The organism is Croceicoccus sp. BE223, from assembly GCF_031457155.1.
In the GTDB taxonomy this organism is placed as follows: domain Bacteria; phylum Pseudomonadota; class Alphaproteobacteria; order Sphingomonadales; family Sphingomonadaceae; genus Croceicoccus.
The window spans coordinates 183375-205173 of sequence record NZ_JAVDWB010000002.1 but is presented as its reverse complement, the minus strand read 5'-3'; the positions used below and the strand labels follow the sequence as shown (position 1 = coordinate 205173).

Here is a 21799-nt window from a genome sequence, read left to right as displayed (position 1 = left end):
AAATGCGGCAAGATTATGATTTTGCGTGAAAAAACGGAATGGCGCGCCCCGCCCTCATCAGCGCGCGCCAGACCGTTGCCGAACAGCGCCGAGACGTGTCGGATACCCTCCGCCGGGAAGGGCAAGTGCCGAGCCGCCTTCCCACGGTCGACCACCCTCGCTATGCACGCTGTGTCTATGATCGATCCCATCGCGCACCGCCTCTCGCTTCCGTCGTCCAGGCCCCGCTGCCGACCGGGCTGCCTCCGTGGACGGACAGGATTTCTCAACCTGTCCGGCCTATCGCCTGTGGCCCTGAACAGGAGCGTTGCATGACTGTCGATCCCACCCTTCTGGCCAACCTGATGTGTTCGCGCCTGTGCCACGACCTGCTCTCGCCGGTCGGAGGCATGACCAACGGCATCGAGTTGCTGCAGGACGAGACCGACCCGGCGATGCGCGAACAGTGCATCGAGCTGCTCGCGCATGGCGCGCGCCGCACCGCCACCAAGCTGCGTTTCTTCCGGCTGGCCTTCGGCGCGGCGGGCGGCTTCGATAAAGAACTGCCGGTGGCCGAAGTGCGCGAACTGATCGACGCGCTCGCGGCCGAGGGGCGGGACATAAGGGTCGAATGGACGCTCGGCGTCAGCAGCCTGCCCAAGGCGGCGGTGAAAGTCCTGCTCAACTTCGCGCTCTTCGCGATCGAGGCGCTGCCGCGCGGCGGTATTGTCACTTTCGCGGTGGAGGACAGCGGCACCGCGCACGAGATCGCGATCCGGGCGGAAGGCGCCCGCATCGCGTTCGACGCGCATGTCGGCGACGCGCTCGACGGCCGTGTCCCGCTGGAGGAACTGAACGCCCATACCGCGCCCGCCGAACTCATCCGCCTGGTCAGCGCCGGCTGCGGCGGCGGGGTTCAGCACGCCCGGACCGACAATGCCCTCGTACTGGGCGCGATCCTGCCGCATGGCCACGCGGTCGATGCCTGACCGGCGCATCTTCCGTCCCCGCGTCGATATCGACTGGTCGGCCCCGTCGCCGAACTGGGACCAGCGCGCTCTGCCGGTATCGATGGTCGTCCTGCACTATACCGACATGCCCGACGTGCACGAGGCGATCGAGAAGATGTGCTGCCCCGACAGCAAGGTGAGCGCGCATTACTGCATCACCCGCCAAGGCCAGATCGTGCAGATGGTCGAGGAGGAGAAGCGCGCGTGGCACGCGGGTCGTTCGTACTGGCGCGGCAAGTCGGACATCAATTCCGCCAGCATCGGCATCGAGCTGGACAACCCCGGCCATTCGTGGGGATACGAGGACTTCACCGAGGAGCAGATGCAGGCGCTGCTCCTGCTGCTGAACGATATCGTGAAACGCCACGACATACCTCGCGCCAATGTCGTCGGCCATTCCGATGTCGCCCCGCAGCGCAAGGACGATCCGGGCGAGAAATTCGACTGGGCCCGGCTGGCCAGGCACCGGCTGGCGCTGGCCCGGCCCGAAAAGCTGGGGCTGGGCGATCCGTTCGACAACGACGGTTCGTTCTACCTCGCGCTCGAACGCTTCGGCTATGACATCAGCGACGGCCATGCGGCGGTGAAGGCGTTCCAGCGCCGCTTCCGCCCCGAACGGATCGACGGCGAGATCGACGGCGAGGTTCGCGCGATCCTGTTCCAGCTGCTGGTCGACCGCGACAGGGGCCTTACGCGTTAATTCTTGCGTCGGCGCCGCGTTGGTGTAGGCACCGACGCCGCACCGGGGGGCCGGGCAGCCGCGTCGGGTCGCAAGGCCTGCCGAGGAAAGTCCGGGCTCCACGAAACAAGGGTGGCGGGTAACGCCCGCCGGGCGGACCGCTGCGAGAAATCGGGGCGGCTTCGCCAAGGGAAAGTGCCACAGAGAGCAGACCGCCGATGGACCTTCGGGTCACAGGCAAGGGTGAAAGGGTGCGGCAAGAGCGCACCGCGCTTCCGGCAACGGCAAGCGGCACGGCAAACCCCACCCGGAGCAAGGCCGAATAGGGACGGCGCGCTCGGCCGCAAGGCGCAGGGCAGGGGTGTTTCGCCCCGTGACCGTCCGGGTTGGCTGCTGGAGCCTTGCGGCAACGCAAGGCCGAGAGGAATGGCTGCCGGCGAGGATACGGTGCCGCCTTATGGCATACCGTCCGCGTCACAGAACCCGGCTTACAGGCCCCCCGGTGCGATATTGCCGACAAGCAAGTTCTACTTTCATGCCCCGCAGCCAGACCGTTTGCGGTGCTGAATGCCTAGGCCGGACATTGCTGGTCCAACAGCCGAAGCCAGTGCAATCAATCGTAGTGTGCGAAGACCCGGGTGCCGAAATCGCCGAACGCGATGACGTCGTAGGGTTCGGTCTGGTTACCCATTTCCATGCCCGGCGAACCCATCGGCATTCCGGCCACGGCCAGCCCTTTGACATCGGCTGGACGCTCGCGCAGCAGCCGTTCGATCTCGCGAGCGGGAACGTGTCCTTCGATTACGTAGCCCTCCACTTCCATCGTGTGGCAAGATACCAGCGCCGCCGGTACGCCCATCGCGGCCTTCACTTCCGGCATGGGCACATCCTCGCGCATGACGACTTCGGTCTTCATGCTGCTGCGGACATGCTCGGCCCATTGGTGGCAGCAGCCGCAGCCGGCGTCGCGGAACATGACATAGGGCGCCGCCTGCGCTGCCGACGTGCAGGCGGCGAGGAACAGGGCGAGGCCGTGGGATGACGCGCGCAGGGTTTGCATGAAGGGCGACATTCGATGATCTCCTTGTGTCTTCCGGTGCCTCAGCCGCGGCCGACGCCGGTGTAGGCGAAGCCTGCCGCCGCCATGTCGGCCGGGTCGTAGACGTTGCGAAGATCGACCATGACGGGCGCCTTCGCGAGCGACTTGACGCGATCGAGATCGAGCGCGCGAAACGCATCCCACTCGGTCACGATGACCACGGCATCGGCACCGTCGATCGCCGCATAGGCGTTGTCGGCCATGGTCACGAAGGGCAGCATCGGCGCGGCGAGATTCATGCCTTCGGGATCGTAGGCGGCAATCGCCACTCCCGCGTCGTCCAGCGTCTGCGCGATGGCCAGCGCCGGGGAATCGCGCATGTCGTCGGTATTCGGCTTGAAGGTCAGGCCCAGCATCGCGACCTTCCTGCCGCGCGCCTTTTCCGCGCCGCCCAGCGCCTCGATCACCTTGCGGCCCATCGCGCGCTTGCGGGCGTCGTTGACCTTGACCACCGCCTCGACGATGCGGACCGGGCTGTCGAAATCCTCCGCCGTCTTCAGCAGCGCCAGCGTGTCCTTGGGAAAGCACGATCCGCCATATCCGGGCCCGGCGTGGAGGAATTTGGATCCGATCCGGTTGTCGAGCCCGATGCCGCGCGCCACGTCCTGCACGTCGGCGCCGACGCGCTCGCACAAGTCCGCCATCTCGTTGATGAAGGTGATCTTGGTCGCCAGGAAGGCGTTGCCGGCGTACTTGATCAGTTCGCTGGTGCGGCGCCCGGTGAACAGGATCGGCGCTTTGTTGAGGAACAGCGGGCGATAGACGTCGCGCATGACCTCGCGGCCGAACTCGTCCTCCGCGCCGATGACGATGCGGTCAGGGCGCTTGAAATCGCCTATGGCGGCCCCTTCGCGCAGGAATTCCGGATTGGACACGACGGCGAAGCGATGCGGCGTGCCGCTTTCGCCAAGAATGCGCTCGACCTCGTCACCGGTGCCGACGGGCACGGTCGACTTGGTCACGATCACCGCCGGGCCGGACAGCTTTTCGCCGATCTCGCGGGCGACCTGGTAGACATAGGTGAGGTCGGCATGGCCGTCGCCGCGCCGGCTGGGGGTGCCGACGGCGATGAAGATCGCGCCCGCGCCCCTGATCGATTCGCAGAGGTCGGTGGAGAACGAAAGCCGGCCCGCGCGCACGTTCGACGCGACGAGTTCGGCAAGCCCCGGTTCGTAGATCGGCATGACGCCCGCCAGCAGCCGCTCGATCTTGCCGGGATCGTTGTCGATGCAGACGACCTCGTGCCCGAAATCGGCAAAGCACGCGCCGGACACCAGGCCTACGTAACCCGAGCCGACCATCGCGATCTTCATTCAGTTCCCCCGAAGCTTGCCGGTCGGATCGCGGAGCCATTCTCCTTCGCGCACGCCGGACGGGTCAATTCGCGCGGGTCTCCATGAACCAGCGCTCGGTTCCCTGCAAGCCGATCGCGGTCAGCTTGCCCGACTGATACGCGCCGGTGTCGATGCCGATGCGATTGGGCCAGCCGCGCGGCGCGTGGACCACCACGTCGCTGCGGATCGTGTGTCCGTGCACGACGCAGACGTCGAGACGGTCCGGGTGGCTGAGGAACGGTTCGCGGATCCAGCGGGTGTCGCCGGTCCGCTGCCCGTCCAGCGGTCGGGACGGATCGATCCCGGCGTGAACGAAGACATAGTCGCCGATCCGGATGAGATCCTCCATCCCGCGCATCAGCGCCAGGTCCGCTGCGGGAACGACGTGCGGCATCCGGGCCAGCAGGTCGTCGAGCGCAAGCGCGCGATACTCGTCGGGGTCGGCAAAGTAGCTCTGCAGCGTTTCCCTGCCGCCTGCGCGCAGGAAATGGCGCAGTGCGGTCTCGTCCGCGAAGGCGCGGAGGAACATCTCTTCGTGATTGCCCGCCAGCATCCGCACCCGCCGGCGCCCGGCCCGGTCGCGCGCGGCGGCAATCACCCCGGCGCTGTCCGGCCCGCGATCGACGAGGTCGCCCAGCAGGATCACGGTCGTATCGGCCGGCTCTCTCGCGGCGTCGTCCGCCTCGATCCGCGCGATCATGTCCTCGAACAGCGAAAGGTGTCCGTGGATGTCGCCGATCGCATAGACGCGCTCTCCCTCCGGCAGAGACGGCTGCAACTCCCGCCGCCCGAGGGCGCGGTTCCAGATGCGGGTCAGGGCGTTCATCGGTCTGTCGGCAGGGGAATGACTTGCAGGTCCTTGTAATCTAGTGCTGCCCGATCGCCTTCACAACCGCGCGATTTCCGCAGGTGCGAAGGTTGCAACCGCGGCACGGTGCGTTGCAAAGAATCCACACCGAAACGACCCTTTTGTGCGCTGCGGTAGAATCTGTCTTGTGCACTGCACCACATGCTTGCACCTTTGTTTCGCGCCAAGACATGAGCACGCAATGAACGATGTTCGGCTGGCGTGGGAGGGAGAGGATCCTTGAAGATCATGAGGGTATAGATATGACCATTTCCTTCCGCAGCCTCCTTGCTGCCACCGTTCTCGCCGGTACCGCACTTTCCGCCGCTCCGGCTTTCGCTCAGGACGAAACCGGCGACGTCACCGTCTCGGCCAACGTCGCGCTGACCACCGACTACCGCTTCCGCGGCGTTTCGCTCTCGGGCGGCGACCCGGCCATCCAGGGCGGCGTGGACGTTGCCCACTCGAGTGGCTTCTATGTCGGCACGTGGGCTTCCTCGCTTGAAGAGGACCTCGGCTACGGCTCTATGGAGCTGGACGTGTACGGTGGCTGGACGGGCGCTCTGACCGAGACGATCTCGGCTGACGTCGGCGTCCTCTACTACGCCTACCCGAACGATTCGGGCTGCAACTGCGACTACTGGGAACCCTATGCCTCGCTGACCGGAGCGGTCGGCCCGGCCGAAGTCACCGTCGGGGTCGCTTACGCTCCCGACCAGAGCTCGCTCGGCGACCAGGACAACTTGTACATCTATTCGGACCTCGGCTTCTCGATCCCGGAAACGCCCGTCTCGTTCTCGGCGCATCTGGGCTACACCGACGGTTACCTGACCTTCACCGATGATGGCAAAGCCTTCGACTGGTCGGTCGGCGCTTCGGTCGGCTTCAAGGGTCTTGAACTGGGCGTCGCGTATGTCGGCGTCGAAGGTCCGAGCATCGACGGCCTGACCGACGATGCTATCGTCGGAACCCTGTCGGCGAGCTTCTAAGCTTTCCGTCACGGCGTAACGCCAGACACGATGCGGCCTGCAGCCTGACGGTTGCGGGCCGTTTTCGTTTGCCGCTGCTTGCCCTGCGGGACGAAGCGCCTACCTTGGCGCGCATGACCAGATACCTGCACACCATGATCCGCGTCACCGACCCGGATGCGACCATCGCCTTCTTCGAGCTGATCGGCCTCCGGGAAACCCGGCGCTTCGACAGTGAGCAGGGGCGCTTCACGCTGATCTTCCTCGCCGCGCCCGGACAGGAAGGCGTCGCGGAGGTCGAGCTGACCTACAATTGGCCGCCCGAAGATGGCAGCGCCGAAGTCTACACCGGTGGCCGCAACTTCGGCCATCTCGCCTACCGGGTCGACGACATCTACGCGACCTGCCAGGCGTTGATGGACGCGGGGCACATCATCCATCGCCCGCCGCGCGACGGCCACATGGCCTTCGTCAAGTCGCCCGACGGGATCTCGGTGGAACTGCTGCAGGACGGGCATCTGCCGCCGCAGGAACCGTGGGCCAGCATGGCGAATACCGGGACCTGGTAACGGCTGCCCGGCGGCAATCATGCCCGTCCGCGATTACGCGGGGCGGGCCCCGCGTTCCGCCGCCGCCTCTTCGGGAACGCCTTTGGCAAAGCGCAGGATCGCATATCCGAGCAGCGCCGAGATCAACGACCCGCCGAGCACGCCCAGCTTGGCTTCCTCGATCAGGTGCGGATAGCCGGGGAAGGCGAGTGCGCCGATGAACAGGCTCATCGTGAAGCCGATGCCGCACAGCACCGCCGTGCCCCACAATTGCACCCAGCTCGCACCCTCGGGACGGGGGGCGACGCCGAGGCGGTCGCAAGCGAGGATCGCGGCCATGATGCCGACCTGCTTGCCGATGACGAGGCCTGCCGCGATGCCCAGCGGCAGCGGATCAAGGAAGCCGGCAAGGCCGATGCCCGCCATCGCGACGCCCGCATTGGCGAAGCCGAACAGCGGCACCACGAGGTAGGCGTTCCACGGCAGCAGCGCATGTTCGAAACGCAGCAGCAGGCTGTCGCCATGCGCATCGAGCCGCATCGGTATGGTCAGCGCCGCCAGCACGCCCGCGATCGTCGCGTGGACGCCCGAATTGAGCACGCAGAACCACAGCGCCAGCGACAGCAGCGCATAGGCCCACCAGCGGTCCACCCGGAACCGGTTCAGCCCCACCAGCACCGCGAGGATCACCAGCGAGGCGATCAGCCAGGCCAGCTTGATGTTGGCGGTATAGAACAACGCGATGATCGCGACCGCGCCGATGTCGTCGACGATGGCTACCGTCAGCAGGAACAGCCTGAGCGAGGGCGGCACGCGATTGCCGAGGAGGCCCATGATGCCCATGGCAAAGGCGATGTCGGTCGCTGCCGGGATGGCCCAGCCACGCTGGAGTTCGGGCGCGCCGTCGCCGAAGACGACGCCGAGGAAGACTACAGCGGGAACCGCCATGCCCATGGCCGCCGCGACCACCGGCAGACGCCTCGCCGAGGAGTCGGACAAGGCGCCGTCCACCACCTCGCGCTTGATCTCCAGCCCGACGACGAAGAAGAAGATCGCCATCAGCGCGTCGTTGATCCACAGGTGCAGGTTGTCGAGCTTGCCGATCGGCGTCCACGGCAACGTGCCGTGGAACAGGTCGTGATATTCGTGCGCCAGCGGCGAATTGGCGACGATCATCGCCAGGACAGCGATCACGATCAGCAGGATGCCCGAGGCCGCCTCGTTATCGAAAAACGCCTTGAACGTGCGGTTCAGCGCATAGGCGGCAGCCTTCATCGCAGCATCTCCGCAGGGCGGGCGATGCAGGCTTTCGGTCGAAGGGTGGAAACGATCTGAAGCATGCCTTTTCCCTTTCCCGATATAACGGGGCGTTGCAACCTGAACCGCGCTTCCATATGCAGTCGTGGTGCGCTGCCGGGGGGGTCATTCGGCGCACGGGTCGTGGGGGACATATGGGGGTCGCAGCCCAGGGGTGGATTACCCCGCTTTTCGAATTGCTGGAGAGTGCGCGGCTCGAACTCCTGCTGTTTGCGGGTTTCTGGTTCGTCGTCGGCGCGCTCGACGAACTGATGGTCGACCTGGCCTGGTTCTGGCTGCTGCTGACCGGGCGTGCCCGGACCGCCCGGATCGAAGCGCCCGCTCCGCAGACACTCTCCGGCCCGATCGCCCTGTTCGTCCCGGCGTGGCAGGAAGCGCGCGTCATCGGCCCGATGCTGCGCCATACCCTTGCCGTGTGGTCCCACGCGGACCTGCGGGTCTTTGCCGGCTGCTACGTCAACGATCCCGCGACGAGGGAGGCGATCGTGGAGGCGGGCGGCGCCGATCCGCGGGTGACCGTGGTCATTAACGAAACACCGGGCCCGACGACGAAGGGCGAATGCCTCAACCGCCTTTACCGCGCCATGCGCGAGGAGGAGGCGGCCAGCGGGCGACGCTTTCGTGCCGTCCTGCTCCACGATGCGGAGGACATGGTCCATCCCGAGGCGCTCAGCCTGATCGACGCCGGTCTCGATCATGCCGATTTCGTGCAGATCCCGGTCCGGCCCGAGCTGCAACCGGGATCGTCGTGGGTCGGCAACCATTACGCCGATGAATTCACCGACGCCCATGCGCGCGAGATGGTGGTCCGCGACCGGTTGGGCGCGGGACTGCCCGCCGCCGGGGTCGGTTGCGCCTTCGCCCGCGACGCGCTGGAGATGGTGGCCGAGCGGCGCGGACACGGGCGCGACGGCGCGCCCTTCGACCCCGCCGCGATGACCGAGGACTACGAACTGGGCATGCTGATCGGGCGCAAGGGCTCGCGGCCCGGCGGCCAGGGCGGCGCGTTCCTGCGCGTCCGCTCGCACGACGGGTCGCTGATCGCGACGCGCGCCTATTTCCCCGCCACGCTGAAAACCGCCGTGCGACAGAAATCCCGCTGGGTCCACGGCATCGCCTTCGACGGGTGGGACCAGCTTGGCTGGAGCGCCGGACCAGTCGAACTGTGGATGCGCCTTCGCGACCGGCGCGGGCCGCTCGTCGCGGTCGTGCTGGCGGCGGCCTATCTGCTCGTGCTTTTGGCAGGCGTGCTGTGGCTGGCGGATGCCATGGGCTGGCACCCGGCGGGCAAGTTGCCGACGCTGGTCTACTGGGCGCTGATGGTGACCACCGCCACGTTCGCCTGGCGCGGGCTGGTGCGGGCGGTGCTGGTGGCTCGCGAATACGGTTGGGGCGAAGCGGCGGGCGCGGTGCTGCGCATACCGGTCGGAAACGTCATCGCCATCATGGCCACGCGGCGCGCCGTCATCCGCTATGCCCGCACGCTGTTGGGCACGCCCGCGACCTGGGAGAAGACCGAGCACGACCGGCACCCGGCAGCAGAGGCGCAAGAGGCGTGACGGCGCGGCCCAGGCGGCGCGGCCAGCCCCTCGCGGCGCTGGTCGGCATCATGGCGCTGTGGGTGGGGCTGCGGGCCTGGGGACCGGTCGACCGCATTCTCGACGTGCCCTTGCCGCTGCCGCCGACCGTCAAGGGCCGGGTGGAGCCGGTTTCCAGGCCGGTGCCGCGGATCGCCCCGCTGGCAACTGCAAAAACCGCAACACTTCCCTTGCCCACGGCGGGGGCGGTGTTCGCTGCCCCGACCCCGCCGCCGCCCCTCGTGTCCCGCACGGATGTGCCACGCCCCGCAATCGCGGTCCCGCCCGCGACGGTGCGCCCCGCACTTTCTCCCGCCCCTTCACCCGATACCGGTCCTGCCGAGCCGGCCCGCTCGCCATCACCACTGCCGCCCGCCGCCATTCCCTTCGGCGCGGTCCCGCCGGAGGCGCGCGTCGGACGGCGCTGGTCCGCCGATGCCTGGGTGCTGTGGCGCGGCAAGGAGCGGCCCGGCGCGGCGCTGGTCGGCGCGGGGACCTATGGCGCGAGCCAGGCGGGCGCGGTGCTTCGCTATCGCCTCCTGCCCGCCAGCCGATTCGATCCTCGCGCCTATCTGCGGGCGACGACCACGCTCACCGGCAACCGCGAGGTAGAGGCCGCGGCCGGCGTCGCGGTCCGGCCCGTCGCGGCGCTGCCGATCGATCTCTTGGTCGAGGGGCGGGCTTTGCGCTTCTTCGGCGATGCCAGGTTGCGACCGAGCGAAACGCGCCTGCGCCCCGCCGCGCTGGCGGTGATCGGCCCGCCGCCGGTCGCGCTGCCGCTGGCGACGCGGGCCGAGGCCTATGCCCAGGTCGGCTATGTCGGCGGCGAGGTGGGGAGCGCCTTTGCCGACGGGCAGCTCCGGGTGGTGCGCGATTTCGACCTTCTGGACAGCGAACGGCTGCGGCTGGAGGCCGGGCTGGGTGCGTGGGGCGGGGCGCAAAAAGGGGTCGAACGCATCGATGTCGGGCCGACCGCGGCGCTGCGCTTTCCCATCGGCAGCCGCGTCTTCGGCAGGGCCGCGATCGACTGGCGGCACCGCGTCTTCGGCGAGGCCGAGCCCGGTTCCGGCCCGGTCGTCACCCTGTCAGCGGGATTCTAGCGCAAAATCGTGCAGCAAAGTCCTTTGAAGGCGCCCTGTTCGCTTGCAATAAAGGTTCAAGCGCCTAACCCGATAGGTCAGCCATGGACGTCTATCTTCCCATCGCCAACCTGTCGGTCAACGGCCTGGTCATCGTCCTCCTGGGCGGGCTGACGGGCATCCTGTCGGGCATGTTCGGCGTGGGCGGCGGATTTCTCACCACGCCTTTGCTGATCTTCTACGGCGTGCCGCCCACGGTTGCCGCCGCGTCCGCCGCGACGCAGGTTACCGGGGCGAGCGTATCGGGTGCGATCTACCAGCACAAGCGCGGCGGCATCGATTTTCAGATGGGCGGCGTGATGGTGGGCGGCGGCATCATCGGCACGGGCATTGGCGCGCTGCTGTTCCGGCTGCTCTCCGCGCTTGGCCAGATCGACGTCGCGATCAGCGTCCTTTATGTCGTGGTGCTGGGTTCGATCGGCGTCATCATGGCGCGCGAAGCGATCCCCGAGGTTTTCGGCGGCCGCCTCGCCCGGCTGCGCCGCACGCCAAGCAAGCGCCGCCACCATCCGTTGGTGGCCAGCCTGCCCGGTCGCTACCGTTTCTATCGTTCGGGCCTCTACATCTCGCCGCTGGCGCCGCTGTTGCTGGGCATGGCGGTGGGCGTGCTGACCATGCTGATGGGGATCGGCGGCGGCTTCCTGCTGGTCCCGGCGATGCTCTACGTCCTGGGCATGAGCGCGAATGTCGTCGTCGGCACCTCGCTGTTCCAGATCCTTTTCACCACCATCGCCACCACCTTGATGCACGCCCTGACGACCAACGCGGTCGACATCGTGCTGGCGGGGCTATTGCTGTTCGGATCGGTGTCAGGCGCGCAGATCGGCGCGCGCTTCGCATCCGACGTGCGGCCCGAACTCCTGCGCTTCGTCCTGGCGATGCTGGTGCTGATGATCGCGATCCGCATGGCGGTGGGCCTGACCTACCGGCCCGAGGAGATCTTCACGGTGGTGCCGCTGTGACGCGGGGCAGGCTCGCCCGCGCGGGTCTGCTGGCCGCCGCGCTCTTCGCGCTGACGGGCGCGCGCGACCCGATCCTCGTGCCAGAGGTGTCACAACACGAGGTCGTCGTGCGGACAGGCTTCACCGGGGCCGACCTGCTGCTCTACGGCGCGGTCCTGCAACCCGACGGCACGCGCCCGTCCCAGCAGGCGCGCTACGACATCATCGTCGTCCTGAAGGGGCCGAGCCAGGCCATTTCCCTGCGCGAGAAGCAGCGCCGGCTGGGGATGTGGATCAATGCCGAGAGCGCCTCGTTCCGCTCCGCCCCGTCGTTCTACGCGCTCGCCTCCTCCCGCTCGCTCGACGACATCACCGACGAGAAGACCCGCGCCATCTACGAACTGGGGCTCGATTGGCTGCAGCTTTCGCCGATCGGTTCGATCGAGCCGGAGCAGCAGGACCATTTTTCGGCGGGCCTGGTGGAAAAGCGGGTCGCCGCGGGGCTCTACCGGCAGGACGAAAGCGGCGTGACGATCAGCCAGAACGTGCTCTACCAGGCCCGTATCCCCCTGCCATCCAGCGTCATCACCGGCCGCTACCGCGCCGAGACCTTCGCGCTGGAGAATGGCCGCGTCGTCGCTTCCGCGACCAGCGACGTCACCGTGGCCAAGCGCGGCTTCGAACGCGCGGTCGAGGTGTGGAGCCGCGAGGATTCGCTGCTCTACGGCCTTGCCGCGGTGATGCTCTCGATCGGCATGGGCTTCGTCGCCGGTCGCCTCTTCGCCAACGGGTGACCAGCCGCCCGCGCCTGTGGCGTCGGGGCCGGGTGCCGGGGCATCTTTAGCACCACGTTAACCCTGTCGCCCTAAGCTGCCCCTGACCAACCCCATCAGCACACCAGCGGCAAAGAGGCGCGCGCAGATGAACGACATGAACCGGTTCCCTGGCGGACACCCCTTCCGTCGGCCGTTCGAACGGGTCGGCCCGGGCGAACGGCGCTCGCTGGGCGAGGACGTTCCGCCGACTCCGGCCGCCGCGCCGCCACAGGGCGAGGCCCGCTTCGCGTCTCCGCCTGACCTGCCGCCGCCCTCGATCGAGCCGCCCGCCCCGCCGAGCGAACGGGGCGAGCGTCATCACGATTCGGGACGCTCCGGCGCCAGTTCCTACGGTGCTGCCGGGCACCCCTCGACCGAACCGCCCGCACCGCCCAGCGGCTTCGGCCATGACCGGAATGCCGCGTCGCCGCCGCCGGCGGGCGATCGTGCGCATGACCATGCGGGCGAGACGCGACCGACTGCGCCGCCCGCGCCCCCAGCCTTCGATTCCGCGCCGGTCGAACCGGCATCGGGCGAACGCTATCGCCCGATCGATCCGCCGCTGCCGCCCGGCGGCTTCGACGCTGCGCCGCACGATGCGCCTGCGCGCCCTTCGATCCGCCGCGATCCGCCCGCTGCGCCCGACGCCGCGACCGATCAGCCGACGCGCCCGTCGATCCTGCGCAAGCCCGATCCCGCGTCGGAGCCGGCAGCCGACAGCAAGGCACCTTCGGACGCCGCGGAGGACGAAGAGGCCGAAGCGCCCGAAGTGCGGACCTCCACCGCCCATCGCGCGATCGGCGAAGTGCTGCAGATCGCCGGTTCCTCATCCCGCGCCGTGCTCGATCCGCAGCGGCTCGCCGAATGCGCCCGCGAAGCCGATCCGTCCGTGCAGCTTGCCGGGCTCGTCGGCTCGCAGATCAAGGTCCGCGTCGGCCAGATCTGGCTGCTCGCCTCGGTCCGGACCCAGACGCTGGACCGCGCGACCGGCGAAATCATCGCCGAGATCGACTTCCTGGGCGAGGGGCAGGAAGAGAAGCTAACCGGCCGCATCCGCAACTTCACCCGCGGCATCACCCATTACCCGGTGCCCGGCGCGGAAGTCTTCGCCGCCACCAACGCCGACCTGGCGCAGGTCTATGCCTCGGACGGCCGTTCGAACATCCAGATCGGCAAGGTCTTCCCGACCAAGGACATCCGGGCTGGCCTCTACATCGACGCGATGCTGGGCAAGCACTTTGCGCTGCTCGGCTCGACCGGTACGGGTAAATCGACCAGCGCCGCGCTCATCCTCCACCGCATCGTCGAATCCGCGCCCGAAGGGCACATCATGATGGTCGACCCGCACGGCGAATATTCCGCCGCGTTCCGGGGCACGGGCCAGATCCTTGACGTCGGCAACCTCAAGGTTCCATATTGGCTGATGAACTTCGAGGAACACTGCGAGGTGTTCATCACCAACGAGGGCACCGACCGCCAGGCCGACATGGACATCCTGTCGAAGTGCCTGCTGAAGGCCCGGTCGAAGAACCGCATGGCCGAGCAGATGAGCCGGCTGACCGTCGATTCGCCGATCCCCTACCTCCTGTCCGACCTGACCAACGCGATCCAGGACGAGATGGGCAAGCTCGACAAGGCGACCAACACCGCCCCGTTCCTGCGCGTGAAGACCAAGATCGACGAGATCAAGGCCGACCCGCGCTACCAGTTCATGTTCAGCGGCATGCTCGTCGCCGACACCATGAGCGAAGTCATCATGCGCCTGTTCCGCATGCCGTCGAACGGCAAGCCGATCTCGATCATCGACGTGTCCGGCGTGCCGTCGGAAATCACCAGCACCGTCGTTGCGATGCTGAGCCGCATGGTGTTCGACTTCGCGATCTGGGGCCGCGACGAGAAGACCCGGCCCATCCTCCTCGTCTGCGAGGAAGCGCACCGCTACGTGCCCAACGAGAAGAACGCCGACAAGTCGAGCGTGGGCCGCATCCTGTCGCGCATCGCCAAGGAGGGTCGCAAGTACGGCATCTCGCTGGGCCTCATCACGCAGCGCCCGTCGGACCTTGCCGAAGGCGTGCTGTCGCAGTGCGGCACGATCCTGTCGATGCGCCTCAACAACGAACGCGACCAGGATTTCGTGAAGGCGGCGATGCCCGAAGGCGCGCGCGGCTTCCTCGACACCATCCCGGCGCTCCGCAACCGCGAATGCATCGTCTGCGGCGAAGGCACGGCGATCCCGATGCGCGTCACGTTCGACGACCTCGAGGAACGCAAGCGTCCGGCGTCCGAGGACCCGAGCTTCAGCGAACTGTGGAACGAGAGCGGCGGCGAGGAAGAGGCGGTCGAACGCATCGTCACCCGCTGGCGCGCGCAGCATCGGTAGTTTTTCGAGTCCCGCCTTGCCCGACGCCCTCAGACGCCGGGCGCGGGCCATCCGGCCCGCTTGGCTTCCGCACACGCGCCCACGCGCCCGTTCGGCCTTGCGGGAGTAGCCCGCGGCGCTCCGTAGGTGCTGGCCGGCCCGCTTCTTGGGCGTGCAGGGTGACTAAGGCGACACCCTGTCACCCGCTATCCCGTCCCGAAACCGGCGAAATCCCCAGGCTGGCCGGGCCGGGTGACAGGTTACACCTGACGGCGACATCGCGACGATGGGAAAGGACGGCGTCGACGATGACCGAAGGCGAGCCTGTAGGACAGTTCAAGCCCTATTCCACGGCGTCTGGTTCCAAGCCCGTTACGATCTTGGCCGCATGACGGGGATGGGGTGTTTTTTTGACGATGTGCTGGAACGTTGAGGAGGTCGACGGCGCAAGATTAGCGGCAAGCTAGGCACTACGGTTTCGGATCGAGTTTAGCGCCTTTCCCATGCAGGATCCGCGAAATAGCCTCGTCAGAAAAGAAGGGTAGGAAATAGACAAGATAGCTGCTCGGCGAGAGCGAACGGGCTTCCGATTTGCTGACCCATGCCTGATTGCTTCGTTGGTAAAGATTTAGGAAGTGCTGACAGTAAAGCGCGATATATCGACCATTATCGTCGCACCTCGATTGGAGCGTATCGATAGATCTCTCGAGCTTATGGCGTGCTTCATCGCCGTACCCTTCCATCATCGAAATACGCGCATCGAACGCATCAGTGAAATCGGGAGATGTTCGCAATCGCGCTAAGGCAGCCTGGAACTCTGTTCTCGCCCTCCGGGCGTTCGACCTGTTCGCGAAGTAGAGCGCACAGAAGAGCGAGCCATATCCTAGTGCTATCCTGACCATCTCCCTATCAGTAAACCTCTAGATCTGCGGCAGCAATCGTCTCCGCTTTTGATTTCTGCTTGAAGTCCGTTTTGGGGTCGTTAGTGGAATTTCCGCTTTTGGCGAAAACTGGCGGAAAACTGCCAGTCGGCTTTCGGGACGAGAGGTGTCTAGGTGGGGACGAGAGCAATTGGGGTGGGAAGGAGAAGGTCGGCAATTATTCGAATTATCCAAGATAACGACATTGATCTTGCAGCTGCGTTTTGAATTCGGCAGAGCGCCCTTGTCCCCTAAGGACGCACGGAGATTTTTTGAACACGACCCAATCGAACGGCTGAACCACTAAGGTTCGGCTCGCTGACGAAACCAATGGCAAGTTCGGCTTTGCCATTCGCTTTATCGTGTCAAATTCATCCGAAAGCATTTTCATGAAAAACCAACACATTCGCCCGCTTGAGCGACGTGACCTCAACCGCGTCGCCTATCTGATCGATGAAAACGCGATGTTTCCATCTGGATTGCTACCCGGCATGACGGCGGCATACTTCGACAACGACGAAGACCAGCGCTGGCTCGTCTTCGATGACGGTCAAGTCGATGCAGCTTGCTACTTTGTTCCCGAAGAGTTCGCCGACAACGTATGGAATCTGCTGATGATAGCCGTTGATCCGAAGCGCCACGGTGCGGGCCTCGGCAGCCAACTCATGAAGGCTGTCGAAACGCAGCTTGCCACGGAGGGCGTCCGCATCCTGCTCGTGGATACGTCGGGAACAGTAAAGTTCAAACGGACACGCGCGTTCTACGACATACTCGGATATCAGCGGGAAGCGCGGATCCGTGACTACTGGTCAGACGGAGACGACAAAGTAACCTTCCGCAAGTCACTAACCTAATCACCGCGAGGGAGCCGCTCCGGCGGCTCCCTCAATTACTTCGTCCGCTTTTTCCGTGAGTGCTTCGTGCCGTGGATGTCCGCAAAGGGGGTCGTTAGCTGTCAGACGGCTTCCATCGCCAATCGACCCCGCAGCGACACTCTCATCCCGCTCGCAGCCTGCCCTGAGTGCCAGGTCAGATCGCCGGTTGCGCCCGTCCGGTCGGTTCGCATTCGGCCGAGGCCTGCTCTGCCGCGAGACCGCCGGCCACCGCCTGTGCCTTCGTGCGCCAGTTGCCGAAGCGGTAGAGCGACAGGGCCAGCACCAGCGCGACGAGCGAGCCGACCGGATAAGTCAGCCAGATCGCGTCCGCCCCGATGCGCGGATAGGCGAGGTAATAGAAGCCGAGCCGCGCGGGGTAGAGCGCGATGAACATGATCGCCAGCGGTCGCCAGACGATGCCGCCGGCGCGCAAGGTGCCGGTATAGACCATCGTCACGCCGAGCAGGATGAAGCTCCACGCCGCCATGAACTGGATGTGCCGCGCCAGTTCCAGCGCCTCTCCACCGGGGGTCAGGAACAGGCCGAGCGACTGCCGGTCGAACACCAGCACCAGCGCGGTCATCACGCCGGTCAGCGCCAGGTTGAGGAGCGAGCCGGCGCGCGTCACGCGGTCCAGCCGGTCCATCCTGCCCGCGCCGATGTATTGCGCGGCCATCGCGCTGACCGCCGCGCCCACCGCCATCGCCGGCATCTGGACATAAGTGAACAGCTGCATCGCCCCGCCATAGGCCGACGCGGCGACCAGCCCCTCGCGGTTGACGAGGCCGACGACGATGATCCCCGCCGCCGACATCACCAGCATCTGCGCGCCCATCGGCAGGCCCTTGGCAAAGATGAAGCCGAGTTCGTCGCGGCGCGGCCGCAGGTAGGCGAACTCGCTTTCGCGCAGGCGCAGCGGCAGGTCCTTGCGGTAGATATAGGCGATCATCGCAACCAGGCTGACAAGGTTCGCCAAAAGGGTCGAGGCCGCCGCGCCCGCGATGCCCATTTCGGGCAGCGGGCCGAGGCCGGTGATCAGCATCGGGTTCAGCACCACGTCGAGCACCACCGACAGGATCATGAAGATCAGCGGCGTGCGCGCATCGCCGGTGCCGCGCAGGCTCATCGCGACAACGATGGTGACGATCCCGAACGGCATCGAGACGAAGATCACGCGCAAGTAGGCGAGCGCGAGGGCATAGGCGCTGCCCGGGGTTTCGAGCGCGGCCAGCATCGCGGGCGCGAAAATCCAGCCCAGCAGGGCCACCAGCGCCCCGACCGCCGCGCACAGCGTCACCACCGTGCCGAACGTGCGGCGCGCCCCGTCGACGTCGCCCGCGCCATAGCGCTGGCCGATGCGGACGGTCCCCGCCATGCCGAAGCCGAAGGCCGCGCTGAAGACGAGGAACATGACGATGTTGGCGTTGGCGGTGGCGGCGACGGCATCCTCGCCGATCAGCTGGCCCACCCAGATCGCATTGGCCGTGCCGTTGATCGACTGCAGCATGTTCGACAGCAGGGTCGGCAGGCTGAAGGCGAGGAGGGTCTTGAGAATCGGCCCGCGGGTCAGGTCGCCCTTCAGTTCGGGGCGGGTCATGTCCCGCGGGTGTCGCCGTAGAGGTGGATGTGGAGCCGGTCGGTCATCCGCACGCCGCGCGCCAGGGCGGCCTCGGCCAGCCACGCCTCGCGGGTGCGAAGGGTGGCGCTGTCGGTGCCTTCGGGCATCAAGAAAACGCGGGTTCGGTCCATGCGGTGCGCGGTCATCAGCGCCTCAACCTCGTCAAGGTCTGCCGGTTCCGCGATGACGAACTTGAAGAAGGCGCGCGGGTCGCTCGCCCAGAAATCGAGCATGGCCGGGACCAGTGCGAGTTCGGCCGGATTGCCGCTGTGCGCCAGTTTCGGGCTGACGTTGAACTGGTCGACCCGCGCGTCGAGGCGGACGGGGGGGCGGACGGTGCCGTTGGTCTCGATCTCCACCTGGATGTCGGGCAGGTGTTCGAGCATCCGCGCCAGCGCCGCGCCCTGCAGCAACGGCTCGCCTCCGGTGATGACGAGCCGGTCCTGCCCCAGTGCGGCGATGCGGGCGGCGGCTTCGGCCTCGTCCAGCGTGACCTGGTTGGCCTTGCGGTCGAAGGCGATGTCGTCGCGGTGCGGCCTGTTGTCGCCGGTAAACCGCCAGGTATAGGCGGTATCGCACCAGGTGCAGGCAAGGTTGCAGCGCGACAGCCGCACGAAGGCGACGGGCCGCCCCACGCTCGGCCCTTCGCCCTGCAGCGAGGCGAAAATCTCCGGCCCTCCCGTATCGTCGGTGGCGAGGACCAGCGGCATGCGCTTATCCCAGCCCCATCAACCCAGCCGCGCCAGCGCCGCGGCCAGCCGCTCGGCCTCTGCCGCATGGTGGGCGTGGTCGGCACGGGCCTTTTCGACCGCTTCGGGCTTGGCGCGTTCGACAAAGCTGGGGTTCGACAGGCGCCCTTCGAGCGACTTCGCTTCCTTCTGCGAGGCGGCGAGCGCCTTTTCGAGCCGCGCCTTTTCCGCCGCCACGTCGATCAGCCCTTCGAGAGGGATGACGAAGGTGTCGGCGCCGACGTTGACCTGCATCGCCGCACCCGCCGGGGCTGCGCCGAAATTCACGGTCGACAGCCGCGCGACGCGGTCGATGGCGGGGAAGTTGCGCTCGATAATGCCCCGCGTGGAACTGGGCGCGACGCCGGCGGTGCTGGTGAGCCATGCTTCCAGCTTCGCGCCCGGCGCGAGGCCCAGTTCGTTCTTTGCCGCGCGCAGCGAGGAGGTGAGCGAAATCAGCCACTCGACCTCGGCCTTGGCGGCGGCGTCCACCGATGCCTCGGGCGCGGGCCATTGCGCGACGATCAGGTCGTAGGGGCGCTTCGTGCCCGCCACGTCGGCCTGCGCGTGCCACAGTTCCTCGGTGATGAACGGCATGAACGGATGGAGCATGACGAGGATCTGGTCGAGCACCCAGCCCGCCACGGTCTTCGTCTCTTCGTCGAAGTTGCCCTTCACCAGTTCGATGTACCAGTCGCAGAACTGGTCCCAGACGAAGTGGTAGATCGTGTTCGCCGCCGCGTCGAAGCGCAGGTCGGCCATCGCCTTGTCCAGTTCGGCGACGGCCTCGACGACTTCGCCGATGATCCAGGTGTTGACCGCGCTGGTGGCGGCAGGGGCGGCAATGGACTGCGATGCGCCGATGCCATTGGCCTGGCAGAAGCGCGCCGCGTTCCACAGCTTGGTCGCGAAGTTGCGGTACCCCTCGACCCGCTTCTCGTCCATCTTCACGTCGCGGCCCTGGCTTTCCATCGCCGCCATGAAGAAGCGCAAGGCGTCGGCGCCGTAGGTGTCGATGAGGCCCAGCGGGTCGACGACGTTGCCCTTGGACTTCGACATCTTCGCGCCGTCGGCGGCACGCACCAAGCCGTGGAGATAGAGCTTCTTCCACGGAACCTCTTCCATGAACTCCATCCCCATCATCGCCATCCGCGCGTCCCAGAAGAACAGGATGTCGAAGCCCGAGACGAGCAGGTCGTTGGGATAGTGCTTGGCGAGAAGCTCGGTGTCGTCTGGCCAGCCCAATGTGGCGAAGGGCCAGAGCGCGGAGGAAAACCACGTGTCGAGAACGTCGGGGTCGCGCCAAAGAGGCAAGCGACTGCCAAGAGACAGTCCTTCGCCAATAATGTACTTCTCAGCCAATGTGTCCGGGGGGGCTACGCCAGCAGCATCCCAACTGCTCTCGGCTTCCCATACGGTCGAGGCGTCGACACCGTAATACTCTGACGCAAGCTGGGCTGCTTCGGAGAAGGTTTCCGCCACGAAGACGGGCGATTGCCCACCCTTGTCTTGGTTGTGGGTGAGTTGCAGGCCGAGTTCGGTTTTCGTCGGCCCGTACCACGCCGGAATCCGGTGTCCCCACCAGAGCTGGCGCGAGACGCACCAGGGCTGGATGTTCTCCATCCAGTTGAAGAAGGTCTTTTCCCAGGTCTTCGGCACGATCTCGATGCGCCCGTTGCGCACCGCCTGCATCGGCGGCTGGGCGAGGGTTTCGGCATCGACGTACCACTGGTCGGTCAGCCACGGTTCGATGACCACGCCGCCGCGGTCGCCGAAGGGCGTCTGGATCGTGCGCGGCTCGGCGTCGTGCTCGCCCCCGTCCTTGTCGACGTGCGGGATGAGGAAGCCCAGCGCCTTCATCTCGGCCACGACCATCTGGCGCGCCTCGAACCGATCCTTGCCGATATACTTTTCGGGAATCCGACCGTCTGCTTGCATCACGCGAGCTTCGGCATCGAGCATGTTGAGCATTTCGCTCGCCGCGATCCCTGCGCGCTTGCCGACGTCGAAGTCGTTGAAGTCGTGCCCCGGTGTGATCTTCACCGCGCCGGAACCCAGTTCGGGATCGGCGTGTTCGTCGGCGACGACCTTCAGCCGGCGCCCGGTAATCGGCTGCTCGATCTCCTTGCCGATGACCGAACGGTAGCGTTCGTCGTCCGGGTGCACTGCGACCGCCATGTCGGCCAGCATCGTTTCGGGCCGCGTGGTCGCGACCTCGATGTAGTCTTGGCCGTCATCCAAAGTCACGCCATCGGCCAGCGGATAGCGGAAATGCCAGAAGCCGCCCTGCACCTCGCGGGTCTCGACCTCGAGGTCGGAGATCGCGGTCTTCAGCGCCGGGTCCCAGTTCACCAGCCGCTTGTCGCGGTAGATCAGCCCCTTGTTGTAGAGGTCGACGAAGACCTTCACCACCGCGCGGGTGAAGTGCGGGTCCATCGTGAACTGCTCGCGCGACCAGTCCATCGAGCAGCCGAGGCGGCGCAGCTGGCGGGTGATCGCGCCGCCCGACTGGTGCTTCCATTCCCAGACATGGTCGAGGAACTGCTCGCGGCTCATGTCGGTGCGCTTCACCCCTTGCGAATTGAGGTTGCGCTCCACCACCATCTGCGTCGCGATGCCGGCATGGTCGGTGCCCACGACCCATAGCGCATCCTTGCCGCGCAGCCGTTCGTAGCGGATCACCACGTCCTGCAACGTGTTGTCGAGCGCGTGGCCGATGTGCAGCACGCCCGTCACGTTGGGCGGCGGATTGACGATGGTGAAGGGCTGCGCGTCGGGCCGTTCGGGGCGGAACAGGCCGTTTTCTTCCCAGTGGGCATACCACTTCGCCTCGATCCCCGCCGGATCGAAGGTTTTCGCCAGGGACGCCGGTGCCGCGTCCTGCTTGATGTCGGTGTCGCTCATGGCTTGCGCCTTTGCCAGCGCGGCAGGGGCGGGGCAAGGGGCCACGCGCCTGTGGCCGCGGGCATGCGGGAGGCGCGGACGGCGCGGTCAGCCCGACCTGTGGCGAAGGAGCGCCCCGTTCCGGCACGAGCTTCGCGGATGT

Annotated in this window: 17 protein-coding genes and 1 other RNA gene; 11 read left to right on the top strand and 7 right to left on the bottom strand. The window is 66.6% G+C overall.

Annotated elements, in window-relative coordinates:
* Nucleotides 1–311 precede the first annotated feature (311 nt).
* The 3 genes from J2X37_RS04965 to rnpB all read left to right on the top strand — a co-directional run bounded on the left by J2X37_RS04965 (nucleotide 312) and on the right by rnpB (nucleotide 2175).
* Nucleotides 312–968 carry a histidine phosphotransferase family protein gene (locus tag J2X37_RS04965; protein WP_310018458.1) on the top strand — a complete coding sequence of 219 codons (657 nt, stop codon included), beginning with the start codon at nucleotides 312–314 and terminating at the stop codon, nucleotides 966–968.
* A complete protein-coding gene (locus J2X37_RS04960) occupies nucleotides 961–1689 on the top strand; it encodes an N-acetylmuramoyl-L-alanine amidase (RefSeq protein WP_310018456.1) in 729 nt (242 codons plus the stop codon). Before J2X37_RS04965 ends, J2X37_RS04960 begins: the two co-directional genes overlap by 8 nt.
* Nucleotides 1690–1731: 42 nt before the next feature.
* Nucleotides 1732–2175: RNase P RNA component class A (gene rnpB, locus J2X37_RS04955), an RNA gene on the top strand.
* Nucleotides 2176–2281: 106 nt separating this feature from the next.
* Here rnpB and J2X37_RS04950 read toward each other — a convergent pair.
* The 3 genes from J2X37_RS04950 to J2X37_RS04940 form a co-directional block, all read right to left on the bottom strand.
* Nucleotides 2282–2740: a DUF411 domain-containing protein gene (locus J2X37_RS04950; protein WP_310018454.1), complete on the bottom strand. Its 459-nt coding sequence runs from the start codon at nucleotides 2738–2740 to the stop codon at nucleotides 2282–2284.
* Nucleotides 2741–2769: 29 nt separating this feature from the next.
* Nucleotides 2770–4080 (bottom strand): UDP-glucose/GDP-mannose dehydrogenase family protein, encoded by a 1311-nt coding sequence (locus tag J2X37_RS04945; protein WP_310018451.1) that lies wholly within the window; start codon nucleotides 4078–4080, stop codon nucleotides 2770–2772.
* Between the two features lie 64 nt (nucleotides 4081–4144).
* Complete coding sequence (locus J2X37_RS04940) at nucleotides 4145–4927, bottom strand: metallophosphoesterase (RefSeq protein ID WP_310018449.1); 783 nt, start codon at nucleotides 4925–4927, stop codon at nucleotides 4145–4147.
* 284 nt (nucleotides 4928–5211) lie between these two features.
* Here J2X37_RS04940 and J2X37_RS04935 point away from each other — a divergent pair, with 284 nt between their 5' ends.
* Nucleotides 5212–5937: a TorF family putative porin gene (locus tag J2X37_RS04935; protein WP_310018447.1), complete on the top strand. Its 726-nt coding sequence runs from the start codon at nucleotides 5212–5214 to the stop codon at nucleotides 5935–5937.
* A gap of 113 nt (nucleotides 5938–6050) precedes the next feature.
* Complete coding sequence (locus J2X37_RS04930; protein ID WP_310018445.1) at nucleotides 6051–6485, top strand: VOC family protein; 435 nt, start codon at nucleotides 6051–6053, stop codon at nucleotides 6483–6485.
* A gap of 33 nt (nucleotides 6486–6518) precedes the next feature.
* Here the strand turns inward: J2X37_RS04930 and nhaA are convergent, their stop codons facing one another.
* Nucleotides 6519–7739, bottom strand: coding sequence for a Na+/H+ antiporter NhaA (gene nhaA, locus J2X37_RS04925; protein WP_310018443.1), 1221 nt, complete (start codon nucleotides 7737–7739; stop codon nucleotides 6519–6521).
* A 176-nt stretch (nucleotides 7740–7915) separates the two neighbouring features.
* Here nhaA and J2X37_RS04920 point away from each other — a divergent pair, with 176 nt between their 5' ends.
* The 6 genes from J2X37_RS04920 (at nucleotide 7916) to J2X37_RS04895 (ending at nucleotide 16386) form a co-directional block, all read left to right on the top strand.
* Entirely contained in the window at nucleotides 7916–9340 is a 1425-nt protein-coding gene (locus J2X37_RS04920) for a glycosyl transferase family protein (protein WP_310018441.1), read from the top strand.
* Nucleotides 9337–10458, top strand: a complete 1122-nt coding sequence (locus tag J2X37_RS04915) for a hypothetical protein (RefSeq protein WP_310018439.1) — start codon at nucleotides 9337–9339, stop codon at nucleotides 10456–10458. Before J2X37_RS04920 ends, J2X37_RS04915 begins: the two co-directional genes overlap by 4 nt.
* A gap of 83 nt (nucleotides 10459–10541) precedes the next feature.
* A complete protein-coding gene (locus tag J2X37_RS04910; RefSeq protein WP_310018437.1) occupies nucleotides 10542–11459 on the top strand; it encodes a sulfite exporter TauE/SafE family protein in 918 nt (305 codons plus the stop codon).
* Nucleotides 11456–12232: a TIGR02186 family protein gene (locus tag J2X37_RS04905; RefSeq protein WP_310018435.1), complete on the top strand. Its 777-nt coding sequence runs from the start codon at nucleotides 11456–11458 to the stop codon at nucleotides 12230–12232. Before J2X37_RS04910 ends, J2X37_RS04905 begins: the two co-directional genes overlap by 4 nt.
* A 790-nt stretch (nucleotides 12233–13022) precedes the next feature.
* Nucleotides 13023–14633 carry a helicase HerA domain-containing protein gene (locus J2X37_RS04900; protein WP_310019509.1) on the top strand — a complete coding sequence of 537 codons (1611 nt, stop codon included), beginning with the start codon at nucleotides 13023–13025 and terminating at the stop codon, nucleotides 14631–14633.
* Between the two features lie 1288 nt (nucleotides 14634–15921).
* Nucleotides 15922–16386 (top strand): GNAT family N-acetyltransferase, encoded by a 465-nt coding sequence (locus J2X37_RS04895; protein WP_310018434.1) that lies wholly within the window; start codon nucleotides 15922–15924, stop codon nucleotides 16384–16386.
* A gap of 175 nt (nucleotides 16387–16561) precedes the next feature.
* Here the strand turns inward: J2X37_RS04895 and J2X37_RS04890 are convergent, their stop codons facing one another.
* From J2X37_RS04890 to J2X37_RS04880, 3 genes are read right to left on the bottom strand one after another with little or no spacing between them, the layout of a single operon-like run.
* On the bottom strand, nucleotides 16562–18004 hold the full coding sequence (locus J2X37_RS04890; protein ID WP_310018431.1) for an MATE family efflux transporter: 1443 nt from the start codon (nucleotides 18002–18004) through the stop codon (nucleotides 16562–16564).
* Nucleotides 18001–18735 carry a 7-carboxy-7-deazaguanine synthase QueE gene (locus J2X37_RS04885; protein ID WP_310018429.1) on the bottom strand — a complete coding sequence of 245 codons (735 nt, stop codon included), beginning with the start codon at nucleotides 18733–18735 and terminating at the stop codon, nucleotides 18001–18003. Before J2X37_RS04885 ends, J2X37_RS04890 begins: the two co-directional genes overlap by 4 nt.
* 18 nt (nucleotides 18736–18753) lie before the next feature.
* Nucleotides 18754–21657: a valine--tRNA ligase gene (locus J2X37_RS04880; protein WP_310018427.1), complete on the bottom strand. Its 2904-nt coding sequence runs from the start codon at nucleotides 21655–21657 to the stop codon at nucleotides 18754–18756.
* Nucleotides 21658–21799 lie beyond the last annotated feature (142 nt).